The 23,685-nt window shown below is 29.0% G+C and carries 19 protein-coding genes and 1 other annotated feature; of the genes, 14 read left to right on the top strand and 5 right to left on the bottom strand.

Translation table 11 applies throughout. The features are described 5' to 3' along the window. The first annotated feature begins 15 nt into the window (after positions 1–15). From ACQPUW_RS12260 to tyrS, 5 genes are all read left to right on the top strand, one after another. Positions 16–1,449 (top strand): spore germination protein, encoded by a 1,434-nt coding sequence (locus ACQPUW_RS12260; protein ID WP_430837786.1) that lies wholly within the window; start codon positions 16–18, stop codon positions 1,447–1,449. Next, positions 1,421–2,551, top strand: coding sequence for a Ger(x)C family spore germination protein (locus ACQPUW_RS12255; RefSeq protein ID WP_430837785.1), 1,131 nt, complete (start codon positions 1,421–1,423; stop codon positions 2,549–2,551). Before ACQPUW_RS12260 ends, ACQPUW_RS12255 begins: the two co-directional genes overlap by 29 nt. Positions 2,552–2,788: 237 nt before the next feature. Further along, positions 2,789–3,964, top strand: coding sequence for an AlbA family DNA-binding domain-containing protein (locus ACQPUW_RS12250; RefSeq protein ID WP_430837784.1), 1,176 nt, complete (start codon positions 2,789–2,791; stop codon positions 3,962–3,964). A 99-nt stretch (positions 3,965–4,063) separates the two neighbouring features. After that, positions 4,064–4,477, top strand: coding sequence for a hypothetical protein (locus ACQPUW_RS12245; protein ID WP_430837783.1), 414 nt, complete (start codon positions 4,064–4,066; stop codon positions 4,475–4,477). Between the two features lie 372 nt (positions 4,478–4,849). After that, positions 4,850–6,076, top strand: a complete 1,227-nt coding sequence (gene tyrS / locus ACQPUW_RS12240; protein ID WP_430837782.1) for a tyrosine--tRNA ligase — start codon at positions 4,850–4,852, stop codon at positions 6,074–6,076. 155 nt (positions 6,077–6,231) lie between these two features. On the opposite strand, the gene ACQPUW_RS12235 is transcribed toward tyrS, so the two are convergent. Beyond that, positions 6,232–6,858, bottom strand: coding sequence for a TrkA C-terminal domain-containing protein (locus tag ACQPUW_RS12235; RefSeq protein WP_430837781.1), 627 nt, complete (start codon positions 6,856–6,858; stop codon positions 6,232–6,234). 176 nt (positions 6,859–7,034) lie between these two features. On the opposite strand from ACQPUW_RS12235, the gene ACQPUW_RS12230 reads away from it, so the two are divergent. The 6 genes from ACQPUW_RS12230 to ACQPUW_RS12205 all read left to right on the top strand — a co-directional run bounded on the left by ACQPUW_RS12230 (position 7,035) and on the right by ACQPUW_RS12205 (position 13,342). Then, positions 7,035–7,724 carry a metallophosphoesterase gene (locus ACQPUW_RS12230; protein ID WP_204593217.1) on the top strand — a complete coding sequence of 230 codons (690 nt, stop codon included), beginning with the start codon at positions 7,035–7,037 and terminating at the stop codon, positions 7,722–7,724. A gap of 315 nt (positions 7,725–8,039) precedes the next feature. Beyond that, on the top strand, positions 8,040–8,831 hold the full coding sequence (locus ACQPUW_RS12225) for a GTP pyrophosphokinase (protein ID WP_430837780.1): 792 nt from the start codon (positions 8,040–8,042) through the stop codon (positions 8,829–8,831). A gap of 333 nt (positions 8,832–9,164) precedes the next feature. Continuing rightward, a complete protein-coding gene (locus ACQPUW_RS12220) occupies positions 9,165–9,938 on the top strand; it encodes a hypothetical protein (protein WP_430837779.1) in 774 nt (257 codons plus the stop codon). A gap of 13 nt (positions 9,939–9,951) precedes the next feature. Beyond that, positions 9,952–11,037, top strand: coding sequence for an AAA family ATPase (locus tag ACQPUW_RS12215; protein ID WP_430837778.1), 1,086 nt, complete (start codon positions 9,952–9,954; stop codon positions 11,035–11,037). 44 nt (positions 11,038–11,081) lie between these two features. Continuing rightward, positions 11,082–12,434: a vWA domain-containing protein gene (locus ACQPUW_RS12210; protein ID WP_430837777.1), complete on the top strand. Its 1,353-nt coding sequence runs from the start codon at positions 11,082–11,084 to the stop codon at positions 12,432–12,434. Positions 12,435–12,664: 230 nt separating this feature from the next. Next, complete coding sequence (locus tag ACQPUW_RS12205; RefSeq protein ID WP_430837776.1) at positions 12,665–13,342, top strand: hypothetical protein; 678 nt, start codon at positions 12,665–12,667, stop codon at positions 13,340–13,342. A gap of 299 nt (positions 13,343–13,641) precedes the next feature. Here the strand turns inward: ACQPUW_RS12205 and ACQPUW_RS12200 are convergent, their stop codons facing one another. Further along, positions 13,642–13,971, bottom strand: coding sequence for a HesB-like protein (locus ACQPUW_RS12200; RefSeq protein ID WP_430837775.1), 330 nt, complete (start codon positions 13,969–13,971; stop codon positions 13,642–13,644). Positions 13,972–14,158: 187 nt separating this feature from the next. Between ACQPUW_RS12200 and ACQPUW_RS12195 the strand changes: the two genes are divergently transcribed. Together ACQPUW_RS12195 and adhE are read left to right on the top strand one after the other, a co-directional pair. Continuing rightward, on the top strand, positions 14,159–14,902 hold the full coding sequence (locus tag ACQPUW_RS12195) for a hypothetical protein (protein ID WP_430837774.1): 744 nt from the start codon (positions 14,159–14,161) through the stop codon (positions 14,900–14,902). 337 nt (positions 14,903–15,239) lie between these two features. Beyond that, positions 15,240–17,918, top strand: a complete 2,679-nt coding sequence (adhE, locus tag ACQPUW_RS12190; protein ID WP_430837773.1) for a bifunctional acetaldehyde-CoA/alcohol dehydrogenase — start codon at positions 15,240–15,242, stop codon at positions 17,916–17,918. Positions 17,919–18,197: 279 nt separating this feature from the next. Here adhE and ACQPUW_RS12185 read toward each other — a convergent pair whose 3' ends face one another. The 3 genes from ACQPUW_RS12185 to leuS form a co-directional block, all read right to left on the bottom strand. Beyond that, positions 18,198–18,440 carry a hypothetical protein gene (locus tag ACQPUW_RS12185; protein WP_430837772.1) on the bottom strand — a complete coding sequence of 81 codons (243 nt, stop codon included), beginning with the start codon at positions 18,438–18,440 and terminating at the stop codon, positions 18,198–18,200. Positions 18,441–18,546: 106 nt separating this feature from the next. After that, the gene (locus tag ACQPUW_RS12180) at positions 18,547–18,996 is read right to left on the bottom strand and encodes a hypothetical protein (RefSeq protein WP_430837771.1); all 450 of its coding nucleotides are present in this window, start codon (positions 18,994–18,996) and stop codon (positions 18,547–18,549) included. Between the two features lie 482 nt (positions 18,997–19,478). Further along, a complete protein-coding gene (gene leuS, locus ACQPUW_RS12175) occupies positions 19,479–21,926 on the bottom strand; it encodes a leucine--tRNA ligase (protein ID WP_430837770.1) in 2,448 nt (815 codons plus the stop codon). A gap of 293 nt (positions 21,927–22,219) precedes the next feature. Further along, positions 22,220–22,437: a binding site (T-box leader), on the bottom strand. Between the two features lie 394 nt (positions 22,438–22,831). Here leuS and ACQPUW_RS12170 point away from each other — a divergent pair. Further along, positions 22,832–23,515 (top strand): YitT family protein, encoded by a 684-nt coding sequence (locus ACQPUW_RS12170; protein WP_430837769.1) that lies wholly within the window; start codon positions 22,832–22,834, stop codon positions 23,513–23,515. The last annotated feature ends 170 nt before the right edge of the window (positions 23,516–23,685 follow it).

Genomic DNA, 23,685 nt, shown 5'->3' with positions numbered 1-23,685 from the left:
TTTTAGGTGATGTAGATGAAAAATAATTTAGAAATAATTAAAGAAAGATTTAAAGATAGCTTTGATGTCAAGTATAGAGAGATTAATGGACCTTTAGGTAAGACGACATTAGTCTTTATTGATAATCTTTGTAGTACACAATTTCTTAGTGACTACATTGTAAGTCCAATTAGGAGTAAAAAGGTAAGATGTCAAAGCCTTGAAGATTTAATTACTAATGTATTAGAAATTAATATTGCAGACTTTGTAGAGAACAAAACAAGTATAGATGATGCAATGCTTCATATAGTTTCAGGAGATGTTGTTATATTTGTTGAAGGCTATGAAGAAATGATTTACTGCGAAGTTAAAGGTTATGTAAGAAGAGGTGTTGGAGTCCCTCTTACTGAGTCAGTAGTAAAGGGGCCAAGAGAAGGTTTTAATGAATTATTTGTTGATAACATAGCACTTATTAGAAGAAGAATAAAAAATCCAGATCTTAAGTTTGAACCTATATATGTAGGTGATAAAAGCCAAACTGTTGTATGTGTAGCGTATATAAAGGGAGTTGCGCCAGATAATTTAATAAATTACATAAAAACTGTTGTTAAAGATATGGATATGGATTTTATTCTAGATACTAATTATGTAGAGAGCCAACTTAGAGAAACAGATTCTGTATTTGATACTATTGGATACACAGAAAAACCAGATGAAGTGGCTTCTAAGATGATGGAAGGAAGAGTAGCTGTATTAGTTGATGGTACTCCATTTGTAATAACAGCACCATATTTCTTTATAGAGAATTTCCAGGCTCCAGATGATTATTATTTAAATAAGACTTTTACTAATTTTACGAGAATAATAAGATGGATGGCATTTGTTTTTGCTACTTTTATACCAGGTATCTATGTTGCAGTTTTAACCCATCATGCTTCTCTTATACCATCTTTATTTCTATTTAGATTGGCAGTTTCAAGAGCTGGAGTTCCGCTCTCAACAGTACTAGAAGTCTTAGTTATGATTTTTGCATTTCAGATAATTAAAGAAGCCGGACTTAGACTTCCACAGCCAATTGGAGGAGCTATGAGTATTGTTGCTGCTCTTATTTTAGGTGATGCAGCAGTTGGTGCAGGTATTGCATCTAGAATAACCATAATAGTTGTAGCACTTAGTACATTAAGTTATTTCTTGATACCAAAGCTTTATGGTGCTTTATCAATTTGGTCTGTTATATTTGTAATAATAGCAGGATTTTATGGGCTTCCAGCCATATTTATTACCTTCCTTATATTTTTGACAACACTTGCAGATTTAAAATCAACAGGATATTCTTATCTATTTCCAATTGGAAGTATGGATACATTTAAATTTAAGGACGTATTATACAGGGGAAGACTTAGTAGAATATCTAAGAAGATAATTGGGGAGGGAAAGGAATATGAAAAAGAATGGAAAAAGAATATTTAGTCTAATATTAATAATTCTTATTACACCTACTATATTATCTGGATGCTTTAATTATAATGAAATAAATCAAATAACATTTGTAACAAGTGCAATTTTTGATATTGATGATACAGGAAATGTTATATTGTATTTAGATTCTATGAGACCATATAGAAATACAAGTGAAAGTTCAGATAATGGTAAGAGAGTGATATATAAAGGTGTTGGTAAGACAGCACTTGAAGCTATAAGAGATGTAAATATGGCTTCAAGTTATAAAATTAACTTTACTCAAAATAGAGCATTAATATTTACTGAAGCTGCTGCAAAGCAAGGTATAAATAAATTTTTGAATTTAATAAATAACGATCAGGAATTCCAAGTAAAACCATATGCATTTGTATACTTTGGAGATATTAAAAATTTAATTGATATTAGTCAAAATGATGAGGAATATATAGGGTTGTTTTTAAATGATTTAGTTCATAAAAACAAAAAAAATCCAAGGAGTATAATAAGTAACATAAATGACTATATAGTAGAATCAGAAGTAGGAAATAACTATGCAGTAATGAGTGGATTAGAAATTAGAAAAGATGTTGTAGACCAAAGAGTTGAGTTATCTGGTGGAGTACTTATGAGAGATAATAAAATGATTGAAAAAATAGATGTTACAGATGGAATGAGTTACAATTTTTTAATGGATAAAATAAAAACAGGAACATTAGAAATATCAAATCCTCAAATGAATGAAGGATTCGTAACACTAGAGATACTAAATAGTAAGACAAAGACAAGTGTTGAATATAAAAATGATAAAGTTATACTTAATAAAAAGATAAAAGTAAAGGCGGTAATTGCTGAGGCACAAGGAAGATTTGTTGTTTCTAAGGAGTCAGTAGATACTTTGAAAGCTAAAGCTGAACAGAATGCAAAAGATTATCTTGAACAATTTTTTTATAGCTTTGCTGATAAAGATATAGATATTTTGCAAGTTGAAAGACTATTAGAAATTAAATATCCACAGAAAACTATAGAGGATGTATTATCAAAAATTGATTTAAATTTAGATGTAGAAATAAATATTCAAAGTGGAGATAGAGTAGAAAGTAGCCTTATTTAATTAAAAAAATATGCTATTGTTAGATAGATTTAGATAACTTATAAAGTGACATTATAGACTATAGGTAAATTAGTCTATAATGTCACTTATTTTTTATTGTAAAATATAATTATATCTATAAAACTTTAGTAATAGAGTTAGCTAATAGAAATATAATATAAGATAGAGAGGTTTAAAACTTTTTAACTAGATAATCAACAGGACAAGTATTTAATTTGGAGAAAGGGAAGAAAAATTGTGGATAGAAAAAAGTTAAACTCCTTAATTAAAAGAGAAGAAGGGCAAAAATTAGATTTTAAGTTAAAACTAGACTTAGTGACTGACAGTGGTAAAAGGGAATTTGCAAAGGATATATGTGCAATTGCGAATTCTAATGGGGGAAGAGGATATATTGTTGTTGGAGTAAGGGATAAAAGTAAGATAATAGAGGGAATAAAAGAAGATGACATGTTTACAGAAGAGAAAGTCCAACAGATTGTATCATCAAGATGTGATCCACCTATTCCTATTATTGTTGATTTTCTTAAGGTAGATAGCAAGACTGTTGCTATACTTACAATATGTGATAGTCAGCAGAGGCCATATCAAATTAAAGAACATGGAATATTTTATACAAGAAGAGGTTCAATAACAGATGTTATGAGAAGAAGTGAACTTATTGCAGCCTTTGAAGATAATATGGAGCTAACAGTTGAGACCACAAGTGTTATAAGAAGCAATATTAATATGCTAGATGATAATTTACTAAAGTTATATTTTAGGCAAAAAGGAATAGAACTTAATAAAGAGAATAGAGAGTTTTTACTTCAAAGTGCAGGCATAATTAATTTTGTTGATAGATTAAATGGGTATAGATGCACTTATGGTGGATTACTTGTGTTTTCAGAGGTTAATAATTTATGCATTCCAAATAATATGATAAAGATAGTTAATAAATCAAAAAATCAAAGTAAAAGAAATAAGGGCAACAATAAGTGTGAGGGCTCTGATATTAGAGTAGTACAAGGCAGCCTACTTACAATGGTAGATAAAGCAGAAAAAGAAATAAATAGTATTATGCCAAGTAACTATCCATCATGTACTATTGTAGAAGCTATAAAAAATGCTATTTTGTATAGAGAGTATACAGAAATTAATAAGATTATAGAGGTAGTTATTACTGATAAAAGTGTAGCAATTACAAGTCCTGGTGATTTTATAGATAAGACAGTTGATTTTAATAAGTTATCTTGTAGCAAAAGAAACATGTGGATATATGAGAAATTAATAAGTTTAGATAAGCAAAAGAGATTTTTAAATGATGGGAATGGTTTATCAAGAATTAAGAGTGCCTTCGAAGGCAAAAATAGAGTAAGATTCATTAATTCTAAATCTCAAAACTCATTTAAAGTTATACTGCCTGGAACTTTTTAAAATATTTATCTATAAAATGATAAAACTTTTATTAAAATTAGGATTAAATTTAAAATGATGAATATAATGTAATATAACTATAAATAAGGGGTGGTCCTAATGATTCAAGTATTTTGTAACAGGAGAGGTTCAGGAAAGACAAAGAAACTAATTGAACTTGCAAATACTCATTTAGATAAAGTTAGAGGAGATTCAGTATATATAGACGATGATTCAAGATACATGAGGCAGGTAGATAGAAAGATAAGGTTTATATCCACAGAAGAATTTGGAGTAAATGATTGCGATAGTTTTTATGGAATGCTTTGTGGTCTTATTGCAGAAAATTACGATGTAGAGAATATTTATATTGATGGTTTACTTGGGATTGTTTCATGTTCAATTCAGGAAACTTCTAGTTTGTTTAAAAGATTAAGATCACTTTCAGCCAGATTCAATATTAATATATTCATAAATATAAATTATGAATTCCAAGAGGATATACCAGAGTTTATAAGAGCTCACGTTGCGTAGGTTTGTTTAATTTTGAAATAGTTAATTCTGAAAACAATTACTTTGTATTAAAGAATTTGAATTAGAAATACACTTGAGTATATTAGCATGGGATATAAATCAAGATAATCATATATTAATGGTAAAATATCAATTACTATCTGGAATTAGAGATACTATAGGCTTTTATTACATTAGTTAAAAGCTTATAGTATCTTGTAATTTTGGGTGATTTAATTTCATAAGGTAAAAATTAACGTATTAAACATAAAAAAGCAATGAATGATGATGAAGTAATGAATAAAGGTTGTTTTTATTGCAAAAATAACATATAGAATATATACTATTTATATGTAAAAGTAGGAAACAATTAAAGGCTTGGAGGATAATAAAATGGCTAATGTATTAGATCAATTATTAGAACGTGGATACATAAAACAATTTACACACGAAAAAGAAACTAGAGAGTTATTAGAAAAAGAAAAGATAACTTTTTACATAGGATTCGATCCAACAGCAGATAGCTTACATGTTGGACACTTTATCGCTATGATGTTTATGGCTCATATGCAAAGAGCAGGACATAGACCAATAGCATTACTTGGTGGCGGAACTGCAATGGTTGGAGATCCAAGTGGAAAAACTGATATGAGAAAGATGCTTACTAAAGAGCAAATACAGCATAATGTTGATTCAATAAAGAAGCAAATGGAAAGATTTATTGATTTTACAGATGATAAAGCACTTATTGTAAACAATGGAGATTGGTTATTAGACTTAAATTACATTGATTTCTTAAGAGAAGTTGGAGCACACTTCACAGTTAATAAGATGCTTTCAGCTGAATGTTTCAAGAAGAGACTTGCAACTGAGAATGGACTTTCATTCTTAGAATTTAACTACATGTTAATGCAAGGATATGACTTCTATGTATTAAACAATAAATATAACTGTAAAATGGAGCTTGGTGGAGACGATCAATGGTCAAACATGATTGCTGGTGTTGATTTAGTTAGAAAGAAATCACAAGAAAGCGTATTTGCAATGACTTGTTCACTTTTAACTAACAGCCAAGGTGAAAAGATGGGTAAAACTGTTGGAGGAGCTTTATGGCTTGATCCTGAAAAAGTTTCACCATTTGATTTCTATCAATACTGGAGAAATGTTGCAGATGCTGATGTAGAAAAATGCTTAAAGCTATTAACATTCTTACCAATGGATGAAATAAACAAACTTTCAAGTCTTGAAGGTGCAGAAATAAATGAAGCTAAGAAAGTACTTGCATTTGAAGTAACTAGCTTAGTTCACGGAGAAGAAGAAGCTAAGAAGGCTGAAGAAGCTTCAGAAGCACTTTTTGCAGGTGGAAATGATATGACTAATGTTCCAACTGAAGTAATCAAGAAGGAAATGATAGGTGGAAGCTTATTAGATGCATTAGTTGAAGTTAATATATTCCCATCAAAGGCTGAAGGTAAGAGATTAATGAAGCAAGGTGGAGTTGCAATAAATGATGAAAAAGTTACTGACTTTATGAGACCATTAGAAGAAAGTGACTTTGTAGATGGATCAGCTTTAGTTAAAAGAGGAAAGAAGAAGTTCTACAAATTAATAGTTGAATAATTTATAGTTTAATCACTGAATGATATAGTCTAAAAGCTTAATGATTTATAGAATCATTTAATTTAGTAAATTATTATTAGTTAAATAAAAGCCCTCTAATTTGTTTATTAATTAGGGGGCTTTAAAATATCTTATAAAATTATTTGTTTTTTAATTTATTCTATTGAAGTTATGTAATTTTTGACGTTGTTTACAACATCATTTTCACCTACATAAACTATTATATCGTGTTCATTTATAGTAAAGTATGGGCCTGGAGAAAGGTATAATTGATCGTTTCTTTTAATTCCAACTATAGTAGCTCCAGTATTATGCCAAAAGTTTAACTCACCTAAGCTTTTCCCAATCATTAAGCTATTAGGTTGAACTATACTCTCATAGGGAACAATAAGACCTACATTTCTAAGTTGAGTAGCAAATTCAATAAGATTTTCAATGTTACTTTCTAGACTTTTCTCTAGAGTTTTCTTCTCATCTAACAAAGTATAAATTTGCTCTTTGATATTTGTAAACTCACTTTTAGTCTTGAATTTTTTTAAAAATTCACTAGCATTGTCTTTGCTGGCAATTCTTATTCCGCTCTTTTCTTCTACAATTACAACATCCATATCTTTTAATAAAGCAATTGAGCGACGTATTGTCTCAGGAGAAACGTTGTATATACTTACAAGTGTAGAACGACCAGAAAGTTTCTCACCCTCAGTAAATCCACCATTTACTATTCTTGAAGCAATATCAATTGCTATTTTTAAGTATGCTGGAGTTGATGTTTTTCTTGCCATATTAATCACTCCTATCAGTGAATAATTGTACCATAAATTAATAAAACATAATAGATGAAATGAGAAATAGTATATATGATAATATTTGCTAAAGTTATTGGAAATCATTAAGGATATGATGATATAATAAAGCAGAGTTTAGAATATGTATACATAAATAGAAAGGTGATTAAATAATGGCGTTATATGCTATATCAGATTTGCATTTAGCTTTAAGTGGGGATAAGCCAATGGATATATTTGGAGAGCACTGGAGCAAACATGATGAAAAGATAAAAGAAAATTGGTTATCTAAGATAAATGAAGATGATACTGTATTAATTGCAGGGGATATTTCTTGGGCGATGAAATCAGGTGAAAGTGAAGCTGATCTTAACTGGATTGAAAGCCTTCCAGGAAAAAAGATAATATCAAAGGGAAATCATGATTATTGGTGGGGAAGTATTAGCAAATTAAACAGTATGTTTGAAAAGACAAAGTTCCTTCAAAATAATTTTTATGAATATGGAGAATATGCAATCTGTGGTACAAGAGGATGGATATGTCCTGGTACTGATAGATTCACTTCTCACGATGAAAAAATATATTCAAGAGAGGGGATAAGACTTAGACTTTCTTTAGATGAAGCAAAGAAAAAAGGATTTACTAAGTTTATTGTAATGCTACATTACCCTCCAACTAATGAAAAGTTTATGCCATCACAATTTACTGAAATTTGTACAGAATATGGTGTTGAAAAAGTAATTTATGGTCATCTTCATGGGAATTGTTTAAATAGAGTATTAGAAGGTGAATTTGAAGGCGTTGAATATATAATGACAGCAGCGGACTTTTTAGACTTTGATCCAAAACTTATAAAGGAATAATAGATTCTCTTATCTTTAAAATATAAAAGGGGTGAGACGTTTTTTTAATTGATTTAAAGTAATAAATAAATTTAAAAATGTTTCCCCCATATTTTATTTATTAATACCAAAGAAAAACACAAATAGATATTATAAAAATTAAATTTATATGTATCATTAATTGAGTTAAATATTTATAGAAACTAGCTATAATTTAATAGCATAAAATGAAATATTTTTGATGAATTTCATTGAGGATGAATATTTATAAAGACATTACATACGGAAAAGTTTTTGGTATAATAAAATGTAGTAATAGGAATAGGTGGGTTATTTATGGCGATTAATGATTGGAAGAGTTTTTTAATGCCCTATGAACAGGCAGTAGATGAATTAAAAGTTAAGCTAAGAAGTATAAGAAAAGAGTACAGAAAGAGAAAAGAATATTCTCCAATTGAGTTCGTTACTGGAAGAGTCAAGGAAGTATCAAGTATTTTAGAGAAAGCTAATAAATTTGGAATTCCTGTAGACAGAATAAGATTTGAAATGGAAGATATAGCTGGCATAAGGGTCATGTGTCAGTTTGTTGATGATATAGATAGAGTAGTCGAGCTGCTGAGAGAAAGACAAGATATGCAAGTCTTATATGAGAAGGACTACGTTAGAGGAGTAAAATCTAGTGGATATAGAAGTTACCATATGATTATTAAGTATACTATAAATATGGTTGATGGTCCTTTAGATATACTAGCAGAGTTTCAAATAAGAACTTTAGCTATGAATTTCTGGGCAACAATAGAACATTCACTAAATTATAAATATAAGCAACAAATACCAGTTGAACTTAAGCAAAAACTAAAAAGTGCAGCAGATGCAGCTTTTCAGCTTGATGAAGAAATGCTAGAAATTAAAGATGAAATAAAAGATGCTCAAAAGTTATTTGAAGTAAAATCTGCAATTATTTCAGATATAATGAATCAAATTCTAGTATTAATATCTTTAGGTAAGATCCCAGAAGCAAGTAGATATGAAAAGTCCTTAAATAAATTAATCGAAAATGGGGATGTTTGGGAACTTAATAATTTACTTAGCTCAATAAAAAAAGAAGTGGATAAGTATAAAGATTAAAATGTAAAAATTAGAATATAAAGATTAAAATATATTTTAAAAAAATCAGCATAGATTTGGTTTTCCAAATTGTGCTGATTTTTTTTATTAAAATTAAAAGAAATAATGAATTATAAATACTGATTTTCCAAAAACTAATGTTGAGCAAAATGGTAAGAAATGATATAATTATAAATAATAATTATTAGTAGATATTTAATATTGAGTATCTGCTTATTTATGATAAATTTCAGTTCGTTAAAGAAATAATAAATTTAAGCTAATAAAGCAAATAATAAATAAGAAAATATTATAGTGTGTAAGTAAAAAAGCATTGTGTTATGAGGTGTTACAATGGATGAAAAAAGTATAATTAAAATGATAGAACAAAATCCAATGAAGATTGGAGAGATAGAAAATCAAACTGAAGATATGAAAATAGCAGCTCTTAAGAGAAGTGGAATGACTATAAAATTTATGAAGAATCCAAGTATTGAGCTTCAAAAACTTGCAATAAAAAATGATCCATTATCAATAGAGTATATAGATAATTTAGATGAAGAAATTGCAATACTTGCAGTTAGAACATTATGGAATTCATTAAAATATATAAAATATCCAAGTGAAAGAGTTATAAAAGAAGCTATAAATACTAAGGGGTGGGCAATTCAATATGTAAAAGATCCTAGTGAAGAACTGCAACTTTTAGCAGTATTAAAGGACTATGATGCAATAAAATATATAGAAAATCCAAGTGAAGAAGTGCAAGAAACTGCAGTTAAAAATTATTGGGGAGCTATAAGGTTTATAAAGAATCCAACACTAAAGGTTCAAAGACTTTCTATAATGGAAGATGATGAAGCTATAAATTACATTCAAGGATACTCCTATGATGAGATGAAAATTTTTATAAAAGATAATATAAATGTAGTTAAATATCTTTATGAAAGTATAGATCCAGAACTTGTAGTGGATGTATTAATTGAAAAATTACGTGATAAAGAAATGACTAAAGAATATATGAGAAACTTTTTAGATTTAGAGATTTTAGATATGGATAAAGTATTTTTTATTAAAGAATATGGAGATAAAGAAACAAAGAAGCTTTTAGTAGATTGTAAGCTTTAGGGGAGGATTATAAATGAGATATTCAGAAGTTTTAAGTGCAGCAGAATTAGTTATGGAAGGAAATGATGTTCCTTTAATTATAGGAGAAAGTGGAATAGGTAAGACAGCTTTAGCACGTGAAATTGCTAAGAATAATAATTATACCCTTATTACAATTGATGCAAATCTATTAAAAGAGGGGGAAATAGGAGGTCTTCCAACAGTTGAGTGTGGAAGAACTAAATATGCAACTCATAACAAGTTAGTACAAGTATGTGAATGTACTAATCTTGATAGAACAGTATTACTTTTCATTGATGAATTAAATAGATGTGAACATGCAGTACAACAAGAGCTTATGAATCTAATTTTAAATAGAGAAATAAACGGATTTGTTCTTCATGATAATGTTAAGATACTTGCTGCTATGAACCCATCAAATAAATATGAAAATTATAGAGAGAGTGAATATGCGGTAGTTGATATGGATCCAGCTCAAGAGGATAGATTTGTTTGGCTTGAAATGGACGTTGATGTTAAAGAGTGGATTAAATGGGGGATGAGTAAGAGTGGAAATATAGATGAGGATATAATTGAATTTATATCAACATTCCCAGAATACCTTCATACTCCACATTCAAATGATAGTATAAAAGCAACACCAAGAAGTTATGAGAGAGTTTCTAAAGCTTATAAGATATATAAGAAGAATAAAGAAAGATATTCTTTTGATGTATTTTTAAGTACTGTCAAAGGAAATTTAGGAGTAAGTATATCAACAGATTTTGCAAGCTTTATAAAAAGTAAGAAGAAACCAATGGTTAAAGCTGAAGAAGTATTTAGCTATGATATACTTCCAAATCATATAAAAGAGAGACTTGAAAGTGAAAATAATTCAAGACTTTATATCCTAGCAAAAACATGTTTATTCTACCTTGATGGATTAGATGAATTCAATAATGAGCTTTCAATCTTTGGAGAAATATTAAACTATTATCCAAGAGATTTAAGACTTGGAATTATGAAGGAAATTAAGAGTGAAGGAAGTAGGAAGGTATATGAAGGACTTCTAGATGAGGATGAATTCTTAGAGGCATTCTTTGCTATATATGAATATTAGATGTAAGTATGGTATAAATAAATCCATAGATTAGGAGGAATGGTATGGCGGGAGCATTTGAAGACAAGAGGAGTTTACTATTAAAAGAAGCTCTAAATTTTCAGGATATAAATGATATCTCAGCTAAGTTTAAGAGAGAGTTCTTAAATTTAGTAGAAGGAATAATAATAGATCAAATAGAAATTGAGGAAGGTTTCTTTGGAAACTTTATGCTTAAAGTAGATAGGGAAATAAAGCTTGATATATCATGGCCACTTGCAACCATTCCAACTATTGATGGGTTTAAGATGTATTTTAATCCAATATTATTTCTTAATAGTTCAAAGAGAGAAATGGGAGCTCTTTTTAAGCATGAGATATATCATATAATGTTTAATCATTATGAGAGAGAAAGGGAGCTTAAAAACTCTTATAGTAAAGAAGCTGTAAGTGTTGCTATGGATATTTCAATAAATCAATTTATAAAGCATCTTCCAATGGAATGCAAGAGAATTGATTCTGTTAAAATGGAATACAATATAAATTTAAAAGATGAAATGACTGTTGAATATTATGCAAAAGAAATTGATGGAGCAATAAAAAAGCGAGAAGAAAAAAATAAGAATAAAAAGAAAAAGAATGAGAGCGACAAAATAAAAAGAGAGTACGATACTGAATCAGCTCATGATGTATGGGAAAATCTTGAGATGGATAAAGATAGAGTAAAAGAGCTTACTAAGAAAACTGCAATTAGCTCTATAAAGGGAGATACCCCTAAAAATATATTAGATATAGTTGCAAAGTATAAAGAAAAGGAAGAAATAAATTGGCAAGAGTTTCTTAAAAGAATTCTTCCAACTGTAAAGAGTGGATATAAGAAGACAATAGTTAGAAGAGATAGAAGACAGCCAGATAGAGTAGAACTTAGAGGTACTTTAAGAGATACCATTCCAGAATTAATTGTAGCAATTGATATTAGTGCTAGTATGAGCGAAGATGATGTACGTAAGATTATGGTTGAGGTACTTGCTATAACTAGGAGTAGAGTAGATAAAATAAAAGTTATTGAATGTGATGATATGATAAGACGAGTTTATGATATTAGAACGCCTAGAGATATAAAGGAGAGAAGTAGCAAAAATGGAGCAACTAAATTCTCGCCAGTATTTGAATATATAAAAGATAATAGACTTTCTGATAGAGTTTTAATTTATTTTACAGATGGTGTGGGTGAAGAGGAACTTACAGTAAAGCCTACTTGTAAAAATGTTATATGGGTATTAACTGGAGAAGGTGAACTTTCTTTAAAAGAAAAATTTGGAGTTATAAAGCATATAAAGGTTAAAAAGAAAGTTGGCGAAGGTGGATCAGCAGCCATTGAAATGATGAGGGAAGTTGGTCATGAATGGCATAGATAAAATATATATTCAATTAAAAGAAGGTATATAAAATAGTTTCAATCATTAGTGGAAAGGATAGTATATCTTAATAATTCAATTATTGGAAAATATTAGGGTGAAAATTTAACTTAAATTTACAAAATATAAATAAAAACTTTCTAAAATTAACAATCAATCAAAAAACACTCTATTTGTAGTATAATTGTAACCTTTATGTTAAAATTGTTAATGTAAGGGGGAGAATAAGTATGCAGAAAGGGAAAAAATATAAGAATCATTCAATCATACTCATAGTAATTTTGTTAATAAGTTTTTTAATAAACATTTTTGTTTATATTGATAATATAGAATACAAACATAGGGTCGGGGTTAATTCATATAAAAATATAGAGAGTATTAAAGTCAAGAATGATAAAACTCTTGAGATAGTAAATAAGGCTGTAGAAGTAAATAAAATTAGTAATGAGGAATTATTAACACTGTATACAAACTACAGTGATATTTCAGATTATATAATAGAGCTATGGGATGATTATAAATTTTATAGTGAAAATGACAGCAATAGTTTGTTTAAGAAGAACATAGACACTAGTTCAATAATAGAAAATGAAGTATATTCTAGAATTGAGAGTTATTTAAGCAATACATTGATAAATATAATGAATACTGAAAAAAATGAGCTTCTTCTTAAAGAAAAAGACCTAAGAGATTTTATTGTTATGAAAGACTTATCCACTAAAATGAATGATATATTTTTAGAATTTAATGAAACAACCTTAAATGGTATAGATGGTAAAGAAAAAGAAAAGGTAGTTGTTAAAAAGAAATATTGGATAGATGTTTTAAATAAGATTAATAGAACAAGTAGTGAATATATAGATTATGATTTTACAAGAGATGTTAGCGTATCTAAAGTAATTTATTAATATTAATAAGAGCTTTATAATAGTTTAAACTATTATAAAGCTCTTATTTTTTTGAGGTTATTAAAGTCTATATATCTTTTTAAGGAGGTAGCGACTCTAGCATTTCGCAAGGCTTAGAGGATTATTATAACTTTTTATATATTTTTTTAAGAAGGCTTATTCTAAATTATTTTATATGCTTCTAGAAGAAAATAAATTAAAAGTATAAGAAAATAAGATTTTACAAATGGAATAAATTAAATAAAAAAAGCATAGTATAAATACTACGCTTTTTTAGTAATTAATATAATTACTTATAATTAGTGACATCCGCCGCCACATGAACCGCATCCACCTTCTGGAGCGATAACTGGTTTTAAGCTTAAGCCGTTTCCGTTATTTTCTTCAGCTGAAAGTAAGATAAATCCACCGAATTCTTCGATTAATCTTTTTTCTATAACGAAGTTTATGTCGTTAACTACTTCTACTATATCGTCATCAGTTGCTTCATCAACAGTTATGTTAAATACTGGACCGCTACAAGCCATTCCACCTAAGTTAATTCTTATATTATAATTTTCAACTTTGTTTTCGTCTAAAAATTCTTTAAATTCTTTGTAAGCATCTTCGCTTATTGTCATATTTTTCATTTTCTTCACCTGTCCTTATTTTAAAATTAAAAATAGTCTTAATGATATTATAACACAATTTAATTCAAAGTAAACCAGTCAGAATTAAAAATATTTGTGTACAATAAAAAAAATAAAGGTATACTAGACTTTAGAGCGAATTTATTATAAGTAAGGTACTATATAAATGTAGAAAGGATGGTTTTTAGTGAAACCATATGACAGAAATTTTGTATTAGAAAAAATAAAAGAATATAATGAAAAGATTCATGAAGGAAGAGTAAATAATCATGAAATAATAAGGACAAATGGAATAAAAGGAAAGATTCAAGGATACCTTTATGAACATGATGATGAAATAGATATAGACATTTTAGAACTTATAGGAAATGATAAATTTTGGATGAAGCTTAGTCCTAGAGAAATAGAAAGCTCATATGGAATTATAAAGCAAGCACATGGAAGAGTTGGAATCGTTGGACTTGGACTTGGCTATGTGGCACAAGAAATGGCTAAAAGTGATAAAGTTTCTGAAGTAGTTGTTTATGAATTTGAAAAAGATATAATAGAACTTTATAAAAATAATTTTGGTGAAAATGAAAAGATAAAAATAATTAATGAAGATGCTTATAAAGTTAAGGGTGAAAAATTTGATTATTTTTATGTTGATATATATGAGTACAAATTAACAGAGCAAGTAGTTAGTGATTATAAACACTTCAATGAGGCTCTTGACATTGAAGATTATGTATTTTGGGGAGTTGAACATTTCTTATTAAGTTGTAGATATGAAGATATAGTATGGGTCTATATTCCTGAAATATGGATGGAACTTAGCAAGCATATATTTGCAGCACTTCAACAGTCAGGATATTTAGAGTGGTATAAGCAGTTAGATAGTAATCTTGTTAGAAAGGTTCTTGAAGAGTTTAAAGAAGTACTAAATGATTAATGATATTTTAAAGGTTCAGAGAAGGAATTAAATTATTCATATTATCTTAAATAGCTTAATGAAAGATTAAGTGATTGATGATATCTTGAAGGATTTAAGGAAGCACTTAATGATTTGAATTATCTTAAATGGTTTAAAAAAGTATTAAACTACTGATACCATAAAGTTTAAAGTTTATATAATTAATAGAGTGATAAAAAATTAAATATAATAAAAAGTAAAATGAATAAATCGTCATAATAATTCTAAAACTACTAAAGTACGTAATGGCTTATATTTTGGTATAGAAAATACCTTTAAGAATATTTAGTTTAAAAATACTTAGGAGGAATTTATTATGAAGGTTACTAACTCAGAAGAACTATCTAAAAAGATGGAAGAGATTAGATTAGCTCAAAAGGAATATGCAACATATACCCAAGAGCAAGTAGATGACATATTTAGAGCTGCTGCAATGGCGGCTAATAATGCAAGAATAAAGCTTGCAAAAATAGCTGTTGAAGAAAGTGGAATGGGAATAGTTGAAGATAAAGTTATTAAGAATCATTTTGCAGCTGAATATATTTATAATCAATATAAAGATATGAAAACTTGTGGAATAATAGATAAAGATAATACTTTTGGTGTTACAAAAGTTGCAGAGCCAATAGGGGTTGTTGCTGCAATTGTACCAACTACAAATCCTACATCAACAGCTATATTTAAAGCTTTGATATCTCTTAAAACAAGAAATGCCATAATAATATCACCTCATCCAAGGGCTAAGAATGCAACAATTGAAGCTGCTAAGATAATATTAGATGCAGCGGTTAAAGCAGGGGCACCTTCTAATATTATTGGATGGATTGATGAACCATCAGTTGAGCTTTCTCAAAAGGTTATGCATGAAGCTGATATAATCCTTGCAACTGGAGGACCTGCAATGGTTAAGGCTGCTTATTCATCAGGTAAGCCAGCTATTGGAGTTGGAGCAGGAAATACTCCAGCAATCATTGATGAGACAGCACATATTAAGATGGCTGTTAATTCAATTTTATTATCCAAAACTTTTGATAATGGAGTTATATGCGCATCAGAGCAAAGTATTATTGCTATTGATGAAGTATATGATGAAGTTCGTGCAGAACTTATGGATAGAGGAGCATATCTTTTAAATGATAGAGAATGCGAGAAGGTAAGAAAGGTTATCTTGAATGAAAAGGGAGGACTTAACGCTGCAATAGTTGGTCAATCTGCATATAATATTGCAAAGATGGCTGGAGTTAAAGTACCTGAAGATGCTAAGGTTTTAGTTGGAGAAGTTGAATCAGTAGAACTTGAAGAACCATTCTCCCATGAAAAATTATCACCTATATTAGGAATGTATAGAGCAAATAATTTTGATGAAGCATTAAAGAAAGCTTCAAGACTTATAGAACTTGGAGGCTTTGGCCATACATCAGTTCTTTATACAGATCAAATAAAATCAAAAGATAGAATGGATAAGTTTGGTACGACTATGAAGACTGCAAGAACTTTAGTAAATATGCCTTCTTCTCAAGGAGCAATTGGGGATATATTTAACTTTAAGTTAGCACCATCTCTTACTCTTGGTTGTGGATCATGGGGAGGAAACTCAGTTTCTGAAAATGTTGGTCCTAAGCACTTATTAAATATTAAAAGTGTAGCTGAGAGGAGAGAAAATATGTTATGGTTTAGAGTTCCTGAGAAAACTTACTTTAAATATGGTTGTCTGCCTATAGCACTTAAAGAACTATGTGATATGGGAAAGAAAAAAGCATTTATAGTAACTGATAAGGTATTATTTGAACTTGGATATACTGATAAGATCGTGGAAGTTTTAGAAGACTGCGGTATTGAATTTAAGATGTTTACAGATGTAGAACCAGATCCAACACTTGCAGCAGCTAAGATGGGTGCACAGCAAATGCTTTCATTTAATCCAGATGTAATAATTGCAGTTGGTGGCGGATCACCAATGGATGCAGCTAAGATTATGTGGGTAATGTATGAGCATCCAGATGTTAAATTTGATGAGCTTGCAATGAGATTTATGGATATAAGAAAGAGAGTATTTAAGTTCCCAGAGCTAGGTAATAAAGCAATGATGGTATCAATACCAACATCAGCAGGAACAGGATCAGAAGTAACTCCTTTTGCAGTTATAACTGATGAAAAGACAGGAATTAAATATCCATTAGCAGATTATGAATTAACACCTAATATGGCTATAATTGATACTGCACTTATGATGAGTATGCCAAAAGGATTAACAGCAGCTTCAGGTGTAGATGTATTAGTTCATGCGCTAGAAGCTTATGTATCAGTTCTTGCATCTGAATTTACAAATGGATTAGCACTTGAATCTATTAGATTAGTATTTAAATATTTACCAATCTCCTATGCAAATGGTGCAGAGAATGTTAAAGCTAGAGAAAAGATGGCTCATGCTGCATCTATGGCAGGTATGGCCTTTGCAAATGCATTCTTAGGAATTTGTCACTCAATGGCTCATAAATTAGGAGCATTCCACCATATACCTCATGGTATGGCAAATGCACTTTTAATTAAAGAAGTTATTAAGTTCAATGCAACGGATGCTCCAAGAAAGCAAGCAGCGTTCCCACAATATAAATATCCAAATGCTAAGTGGAGATATGCAAGAGTTGCTGGATACTTAGGTCTTCAAGGAGAAACTGATGATGAAAAAGTAGAAAGCTTACTTAAGGCTATAGATGAATTAAATGAAGCTGTTGGAATGCCAAAATCAATTAAGGAAGCTGGAGTTTCAGAGGATAAATTCTATGCAACTTTAGACGAAATGGTAGAGCAGGCATTTGATGATCAATGTACTGGAGCAAATCCAAGATATCCATTAATGAGTGAACTAAAACAAATGTACATAAATGCATATAACGGATATAAGAATTATGATGCTGTTAAAGAGGCTGGCAGAAGCGTAGATGAAGAGTACTCTGAAGACTATGGATATGCAGGTGAAGGAACAGAAGAATAAGATTACATAAATTAGGTTTTATAGATTTAAAATTAAATGTTTTTAAAATTTAAAGTTATATACTTGAATTAAATAATTTTAGAATCAAAAATAATTAAAGGAAGGTAATAGGTATTACCTTCCTTTTTATTAGTTATATGCTCATTTTACATTAACTCGAACTTATTTATATTTCCTATATTAAGTTTTTTAGTAGTCATATATTCATTTTACATAAAAAGTTGACGCACTACAAAATATAGTGCGTCAACTTTTTTGAATATAAATTAAGCATTGTTTTTATAGTTTATGACTTTTCTTATAGTCAGGATTTTTCTTAACTTTTTTATTAAAATTAAGAACTAATGCAGTAGAAAAGATAAGAATTATTATAAAAGCAATAAAATACATTAAAGAAAATGATTTGTAGATAGAACCTTGATTAAAGATATCGCTTGCAAAGGCGCAAGTTGGAGCTTTAATTGCTAAAAGTGAAGTTAGTGATACAGCTACTAAATTAAATTTCCCTTTAAATCTATTCAATTAAATGACCTCCTTTAAATAAAGAGTTTCATATATTCAATATATTAATATTAAAGAAAAATGTAATTTATGTTTCTTAGTAAATGTAGAGCTTTTTATAGAAAGTTTAAATAAACAATATTAAAAATATAGGAATTAGTGGAACTAGTATTATCATCCAAGTTGTCTTCTTTGCCCAATTTAATACAAGACCATTTCCAGATTTTTTAGGAATAAACATTGAAGGGTCTTCAGGATTATAATAAAATATTCCAAGCTTCCAAAGTGTAGAATCACTTTGAATAATAGTATTATGATCATTAAGTTGGCTAGAATTAAAAAGCAGCATAACTCTATGATTTATTATTAAGTAATTTACACATATATTAAATACTATCAGTATAGTAAAAAGTATAAAAAGATTAGCATTAGGATATTTTGAGAATGTTATAAATGATAGAGTTAAAAGAAATAAAGAACTTATAATATAACGTTTAAAATACAGTTTAGTAAAGTTAATTTTAGAATTAAAAGATTTATCTACCTTTACGCCAAAGATTGTATCGTCACTACTCATAAAGGGTAAGATACATCCAATTGAAAATAAAATCAACAAATTAAAGTAAAGAAAAATTGTAGAAATATTAATAATCATAATTTTGTATCCCTCCTTAATTTATGAAACTTAGTATATGTAATTTTGTACTTTTCATACTTTAATATTAGCATTAATGCATATTTTAATATTAACATTAACACATAAAAAAATGGAAATAAATTATAAAGAAATTATTAAGTAATTAGAAGTAGTATTAGCGTATATAAAACAGTAATTTATACTTCTAATTTGATAATTGACAATTAACAATATATGCTGTTGAGATTTAATTTATTAGTATACTTTATAAATTAATAATATTACTTTTATGCTGTAATGATGATTATTTTAAGCATAAATTTAAGGATTTATAAAATAATAATTAGGAAAGATAAAAGGAACTTTGCATAATACTTTGCAAAGTTCCTTTATAAATTTATAAACTAATTAATAGTGTAATGTTATTTTACAACTATATTAACTAATCTTCCTTTGATAACAATAACCTTAACGATATTCTTACCTTCAGTATTCTTAACTATATTTTCATCAGCCAAAGCAGCAGCTTTTATTCCTTCTTCATCAAGATCTGAAGCTACGTTTATCTTAGCTTTGATTTTACCGTTAACTTGGATAGCTATTTCAACTTCATCTTTAACTAAAGCCTTAGGATCAAATATTGGCCACGCTTCATTAAATACTGAAGTAGTATTTCCAAATAAGCTCCATTGTTCTTCAGAGAAGTGAGGTGCAAATGGTGCAAGTATTTTTATAAAGCTTTCACAAACTTCTTTTAAGAATGAAGCATTTACAACTTCTTCTTTGTTATACTTAGATAGTGCATTTACAAATTCCATCATTCTTGCAATTGCAGTATTAAATTGCATCTTTTCTCCATCTTCAGTAACACCCTTAATTGCAGTGTTAAGCCAGAAGTTAAGTTCCTTTTCAGCCTTATCTACAGTAGTCTTAGATTTTCCTGAATTAATAGCTTCTCTTGCAGTTTCAAGATTTCTTTCAATTCTATCTACGAATCTACCAACAGATTTAATTCCGTCATCACTCCAAGCTCCACCTTCAGTGTAAGCAAATCCAAACATTAAGTACATTCTAAATACGTCAGCACCATATTCTTTAATGTAATCATCTGGTGATATAGTATTTCCTTTTGATTTACTCATCTTAAGTCCATCTGGTCCTAAGATTAATCCTTGGTGAACTAATGAAGTAAATGGTTCATCAAAGTTTAGGTATCCCATATCTCTAAGTGCCTTAGTTATGAATCTTGCATATAAAAGATGCATGCAAGCATGTTCAGGTCCACCAACATACATATCAACTGGAAGCATCTTATCTATAAGTTCTTTATTGAATGGAGCTTCAGTATTTTTGTTATCTGGGTATCTTAAGTAGTACCATGATGAACAAACAAATGTATCTAAAGTATCAACTTCTCTCTTAGCTTTTCCTCCACAACATGGGCAAGTAGTATTAACGAACTCTTCGCACTTAGCTAGTGGTGACTTACCATCTGGTGTAAATTCAACATCATATGGTAATTTAACTGGAAGGTCTTTTTCAGGTACTGGTACAGTTCCACATTTTTCACAATATATCATTGGAATTGGAGCACCCCAGTATCTTTGTCTTGATACAAGCCAGTCTCTTAATCTATAGTTAACCTTTTGGCTACCTTCATTAGTTTCAGCTAATTTTTCAACGATTTTAACCTTAGCTTCTTTTGTAGTTAATCCATCAAACTCTCCTGAATTAACTAATACTCCATGCTCGCAGTATGGAATTTCAGTTTCTGATCCATCTTTAGCAGCTATAACTCTGTTTATTGGAAGATTAAATTTTGTAGCAAAAGCAAAGTCTCTTTCATCATGAGCAGGAACTGCCATTACAGCACCAGTTCCATAAGTTGCAAGAACATAGTCTCCAACCCAGATAGGAACTTCTTTTCCGTTTATAGGATTTATAGCATAAGCACCAGTAAATACTCCTGTCTTTTCTTTAGAAATTGATTGTCTTTCTATTTCTGATTGTTTAGCAGTTTCTTCTTTATAAGCTTCAACTGCATCTTTATTTTCTGGAGTTACTATTTTATCAACTAATTTATTTTCAGGAGCTAAAACAACATATGAAACTCCATATAATGTATCTGCTCTTGTTGTGAATACATCAAATGTTAAATCATGATCTTTAATCTTGAATGTAACTTCAGCACCAGTTGATTTACCAATCCAGTGTTTTTGCATTGATACAGTTTTTTCTGGCCAGTTAAGTCCATCTAATTTTTCAAGTAATTCATCAGCATAATCAGTGATTTTTAAGAACCATTGAGTTAAGTCTTTCTTAGTTACTTCTGTATCACATCTTTCACATAATCCATCAACAACTTGCTCATTAGCTAGAACAGTGTTACATGATGGACACCAGTTAACAGGAGCTTGCTTTCTGTAAGCTAATCCATTTTTATATAATTCTAAGAATAACCATTGAGTCCACTTGTAGTAATCAGGTCTACATGTTACAACTTCATTTTCCCAGTTAAACATAGCACCCATTGCTTTAAGTTGAGCTTCCATAGTTACAATATTTTTATCAGTTGAGTCTTGTGGATGAATACCAGTCTTTATAGCAAAGTTTTCAGCAGGTAATCCAAAAGCATCAAATCCCATTGGCTGGAATACATTGTATCCATTCATTTTCTTAAATCTAGCCCAAGTATCTACTGGTCCGTAGTTGAACCAGTGACCAGCATGTAGCTGACTTCCTGATGGATAAGAGAACATTTCTAATACATAAAGTTTTTTATCTAAGTTTTTAGGGTCGAATTTATATAATTCTTCTTTTTCCCATTTGTCTTGCCACTTCTTATCAATGACAGTTCCATAGTTTCCCATAGTTTATTCCTCCTTAATATTTCAAAAATAATAATCTAAATAGAGTTATTATTTAATATAAATTACATTTATAAAATTACAATTTAATTATATAGATGAGTGAAAATATGTAGTATATTCTTTTAACTTACCTTTTATCTACTAATATACTTTATAAAGTTTTAGGGGTCTTTGGTAAGGTGAAAATAGTACTTATTTATATAAGAAGATTATGAATATAAAATAAAAATAATATTCAATTATATAAGTTAAGTATATTTTGAGAATAAAAAAAACCCCTCATCTCTTAAAATATAAGAGACGAAAGGATACTTCCGCGTTACCACTCTTGTTAGAAAATTTTATAACATAATAAAACTTCCTCACTCAATAATTTAACGGTTAAACCGTACTTGACTTATCATCAAGTAAGCTCATAGACAAGTTCCTATATTTGCAATACTGTTTTGCACCAAACAACAGCTCTCTAAAATTACAAGGTTATAGTACTACTTCTAATCATAGCAATAAAATATATAATTGTAATCATTTCTTCTAATTATATATTAATGGACAACTTTAAGTCAATACCGATAGATAAGTTATAAAAGTATCTGGAGGATATAAGTTTTTCTGAAGATTAATTTCTATTTATAGAATAGAAGAAAAAAGTTATATATTAGAAGATATTAAGGTATATGAATATATTTTTGAAATATAAGGAAGTTAGAGCAAATCATACGAGATAATAGGAAATATGATGACGAAAGAGATGGATTCAATTGAATGCGTATTGCCTTGAAATAGTCCTAATAGACCTAAATAGGCGAGTTTGATATTAATTGAATATAATAATATAATTTTAATAAGGGTGTTAATGATTTAAAAAAATTTATATCAAACAAAGAATTTAGGAGAGTGATATTTTGTGTTCGACGAGAAAGAACCTGAGAAGCATATTATTAGTAATAATTGGCTCGGGTATCTTAGCTTTTGGAAGCTATAATTTTAATTATCAAAATGGTGTAACAGAGGGAGGAGTATTAGGGCTAATACTCTTAGTGAAAAATGTCTTTGATATCTCACCATCAATAACAAATCTTATAATTGATTTCTCATTATTTGCACTTGGTGCAAGATTTTTTGGGAAGAGATTCTTATTATGTTCAATATTTGCAACAGTATGTTTTTCAACTTCATATGGTATATTTGAAAGAATAGGATTTGTTGTACCAAATTTAAACGAGCATATGTTATTTGCAAGTATATTTGCAGGAATATTTGTAGGAATTGGAGCTGGACTAGTACTTCGTGGAGGAGGAGCGTCAGGTGGAGATGATGTTATTGCACTTTTAGGTAATAAATTTACACCCCTTAAAGTAAATCATGTTTATTTATTAAGTGATGCAATAATTCTTATAGTATCTTTAGTTTACCTAGATTTTATACAAGTTATGTTTTCTATTGTAGCTGTGCTTATAAGCGGTAAATTAATAGGTATTATATATGAATACAAAAATGATGATATACAAGATAATATTGTTGAAGATAAAAGTACTGATGATGCTGAAAATAATGACGGCCTAAAAGGTGAGTCAGTAACAGCATAGTATATTATATATTTTTTAGAGTAGTTTTTTAAAACTACTCTTTTTATTTTGAATAAATTGAGGGTCACAATGTTTAGAAGTTAGCCAAAAATAAGCTAATAGAAAATAGGCTAATAGGAAATAGGCTAGCTAAAAAGTAGGTTTAAGATAGAGGAATCTTTTATAGATAG

This window comes from Clostridium sardiniense, from assembly GCF_050584765.1.
GTDB lineage: Bacteria > Bacillota > Clostridia > Clostridiales > Clostridiaceae > Clostridium > Clostridium sardiniense_A.
This window is presented reverse-complemented; position numbering and strand designations above follow the sequence as displayed.

Coding starts and splice junctions, on each gene's coding strand:
- ACQPUW_RS12260 (WP_430837786.1), top strand. CDS start 16: ATGAAAAATAATTTAGAAATAATTAAAGAAAGATTTAAAGATAGCTTT.
- ACQPUW_RS12255 (WP_430837785.1), top strand. CDS start 1,421: ATGAAAAAGAATGGAAAAAGAATATTTAGTCTAATATTAATAATTCTT.
- ACQPUW_RS12245 (WP_430837783.1), top strand. CDS start 4,064: ATGATTCAAGTATTTTGTAACAGGAGAGGTTCAGGAAAGACAAAGAAA.
- tyrS (WP_430837782.1), top strand. CDS start 4,850: ATGGCTAATGTATTAGATCAATTATTAGAACGTGGATACATAAAACAA.
- ACQPUW_RS12235 (WP_430837781.1), bottom strand. CDS start 6,858: ATGGCAAGAAAAACATCAACTCCAGCATACTTAAAAATAGCAATTGAT.
- ACQPUW_RS12230 (WP_204593217.1), top strand. CDS start 7,035: ATGGCGTTATATGCTATATCAGATTTGCATTTAGCTTTAAGTGGGGAT.
- ACQPUW_RS12225 (WP_430837780.1), top strand. CDS start 8,040: ATGGCGATTAATGATTGGAAGAGTTTTTTAATGCCCTATGAACAGGCA.
- ACQPUW_RS12220 (WP_430837779.1), top strand. CDS start 9,165: ATGGATGAAAAAAGTATAATTAAAATGATAGAACAAAATCCAATGAAG.
- ACQPUW_RS12215 (WP_430837778.1), top strand. CDS start 9,952: ATGAGATATTCAGAAGTTTTAAGTGCAGCAGAATTAGTTATGGAAGGA.
- ACQPUW_RS12210 (WP_430837777.1), top strand. CDS start 11,082: ATGGCGGGAGCATTTGAAGACAAGAGGAGTTTACTATTAAAAGAAGCT.
- ACQPUW_RS12205 (WP_430837776.1), top strand. CDS start 12,665: ATGCAGAAAGGGAAAAAATATAAGAATCATTCAATCATACTCATAGTA.
- ACQPUW_RS12200 (WP_430837775.1), bottom strand. CDS start 13,971: ATGAAAAATATGACAATAAGCGAAGATGCTTACAAAGAATTTAAAGAA.
- adhE (WP_430837773.1), top strand. CDS start 15,240: ATGAAGGTTACTAACTCAGAAGAACTATCTAAAAAGATGGAAGAGATT.
- ACQPUW_RS12180 (WP_430837771.1), bottom strand. CDS start 18,996: ATGAGTAGTGACGATACAATCTTTGGCGTAAAGGTAGATAAATCTTTT.
- leuS (WP_430837770.1), bottom strand. CDS start 21,926: ATGGGAAACTATGGAACTGTCATTGATAAGAAGTGGCAAGACAAATGG.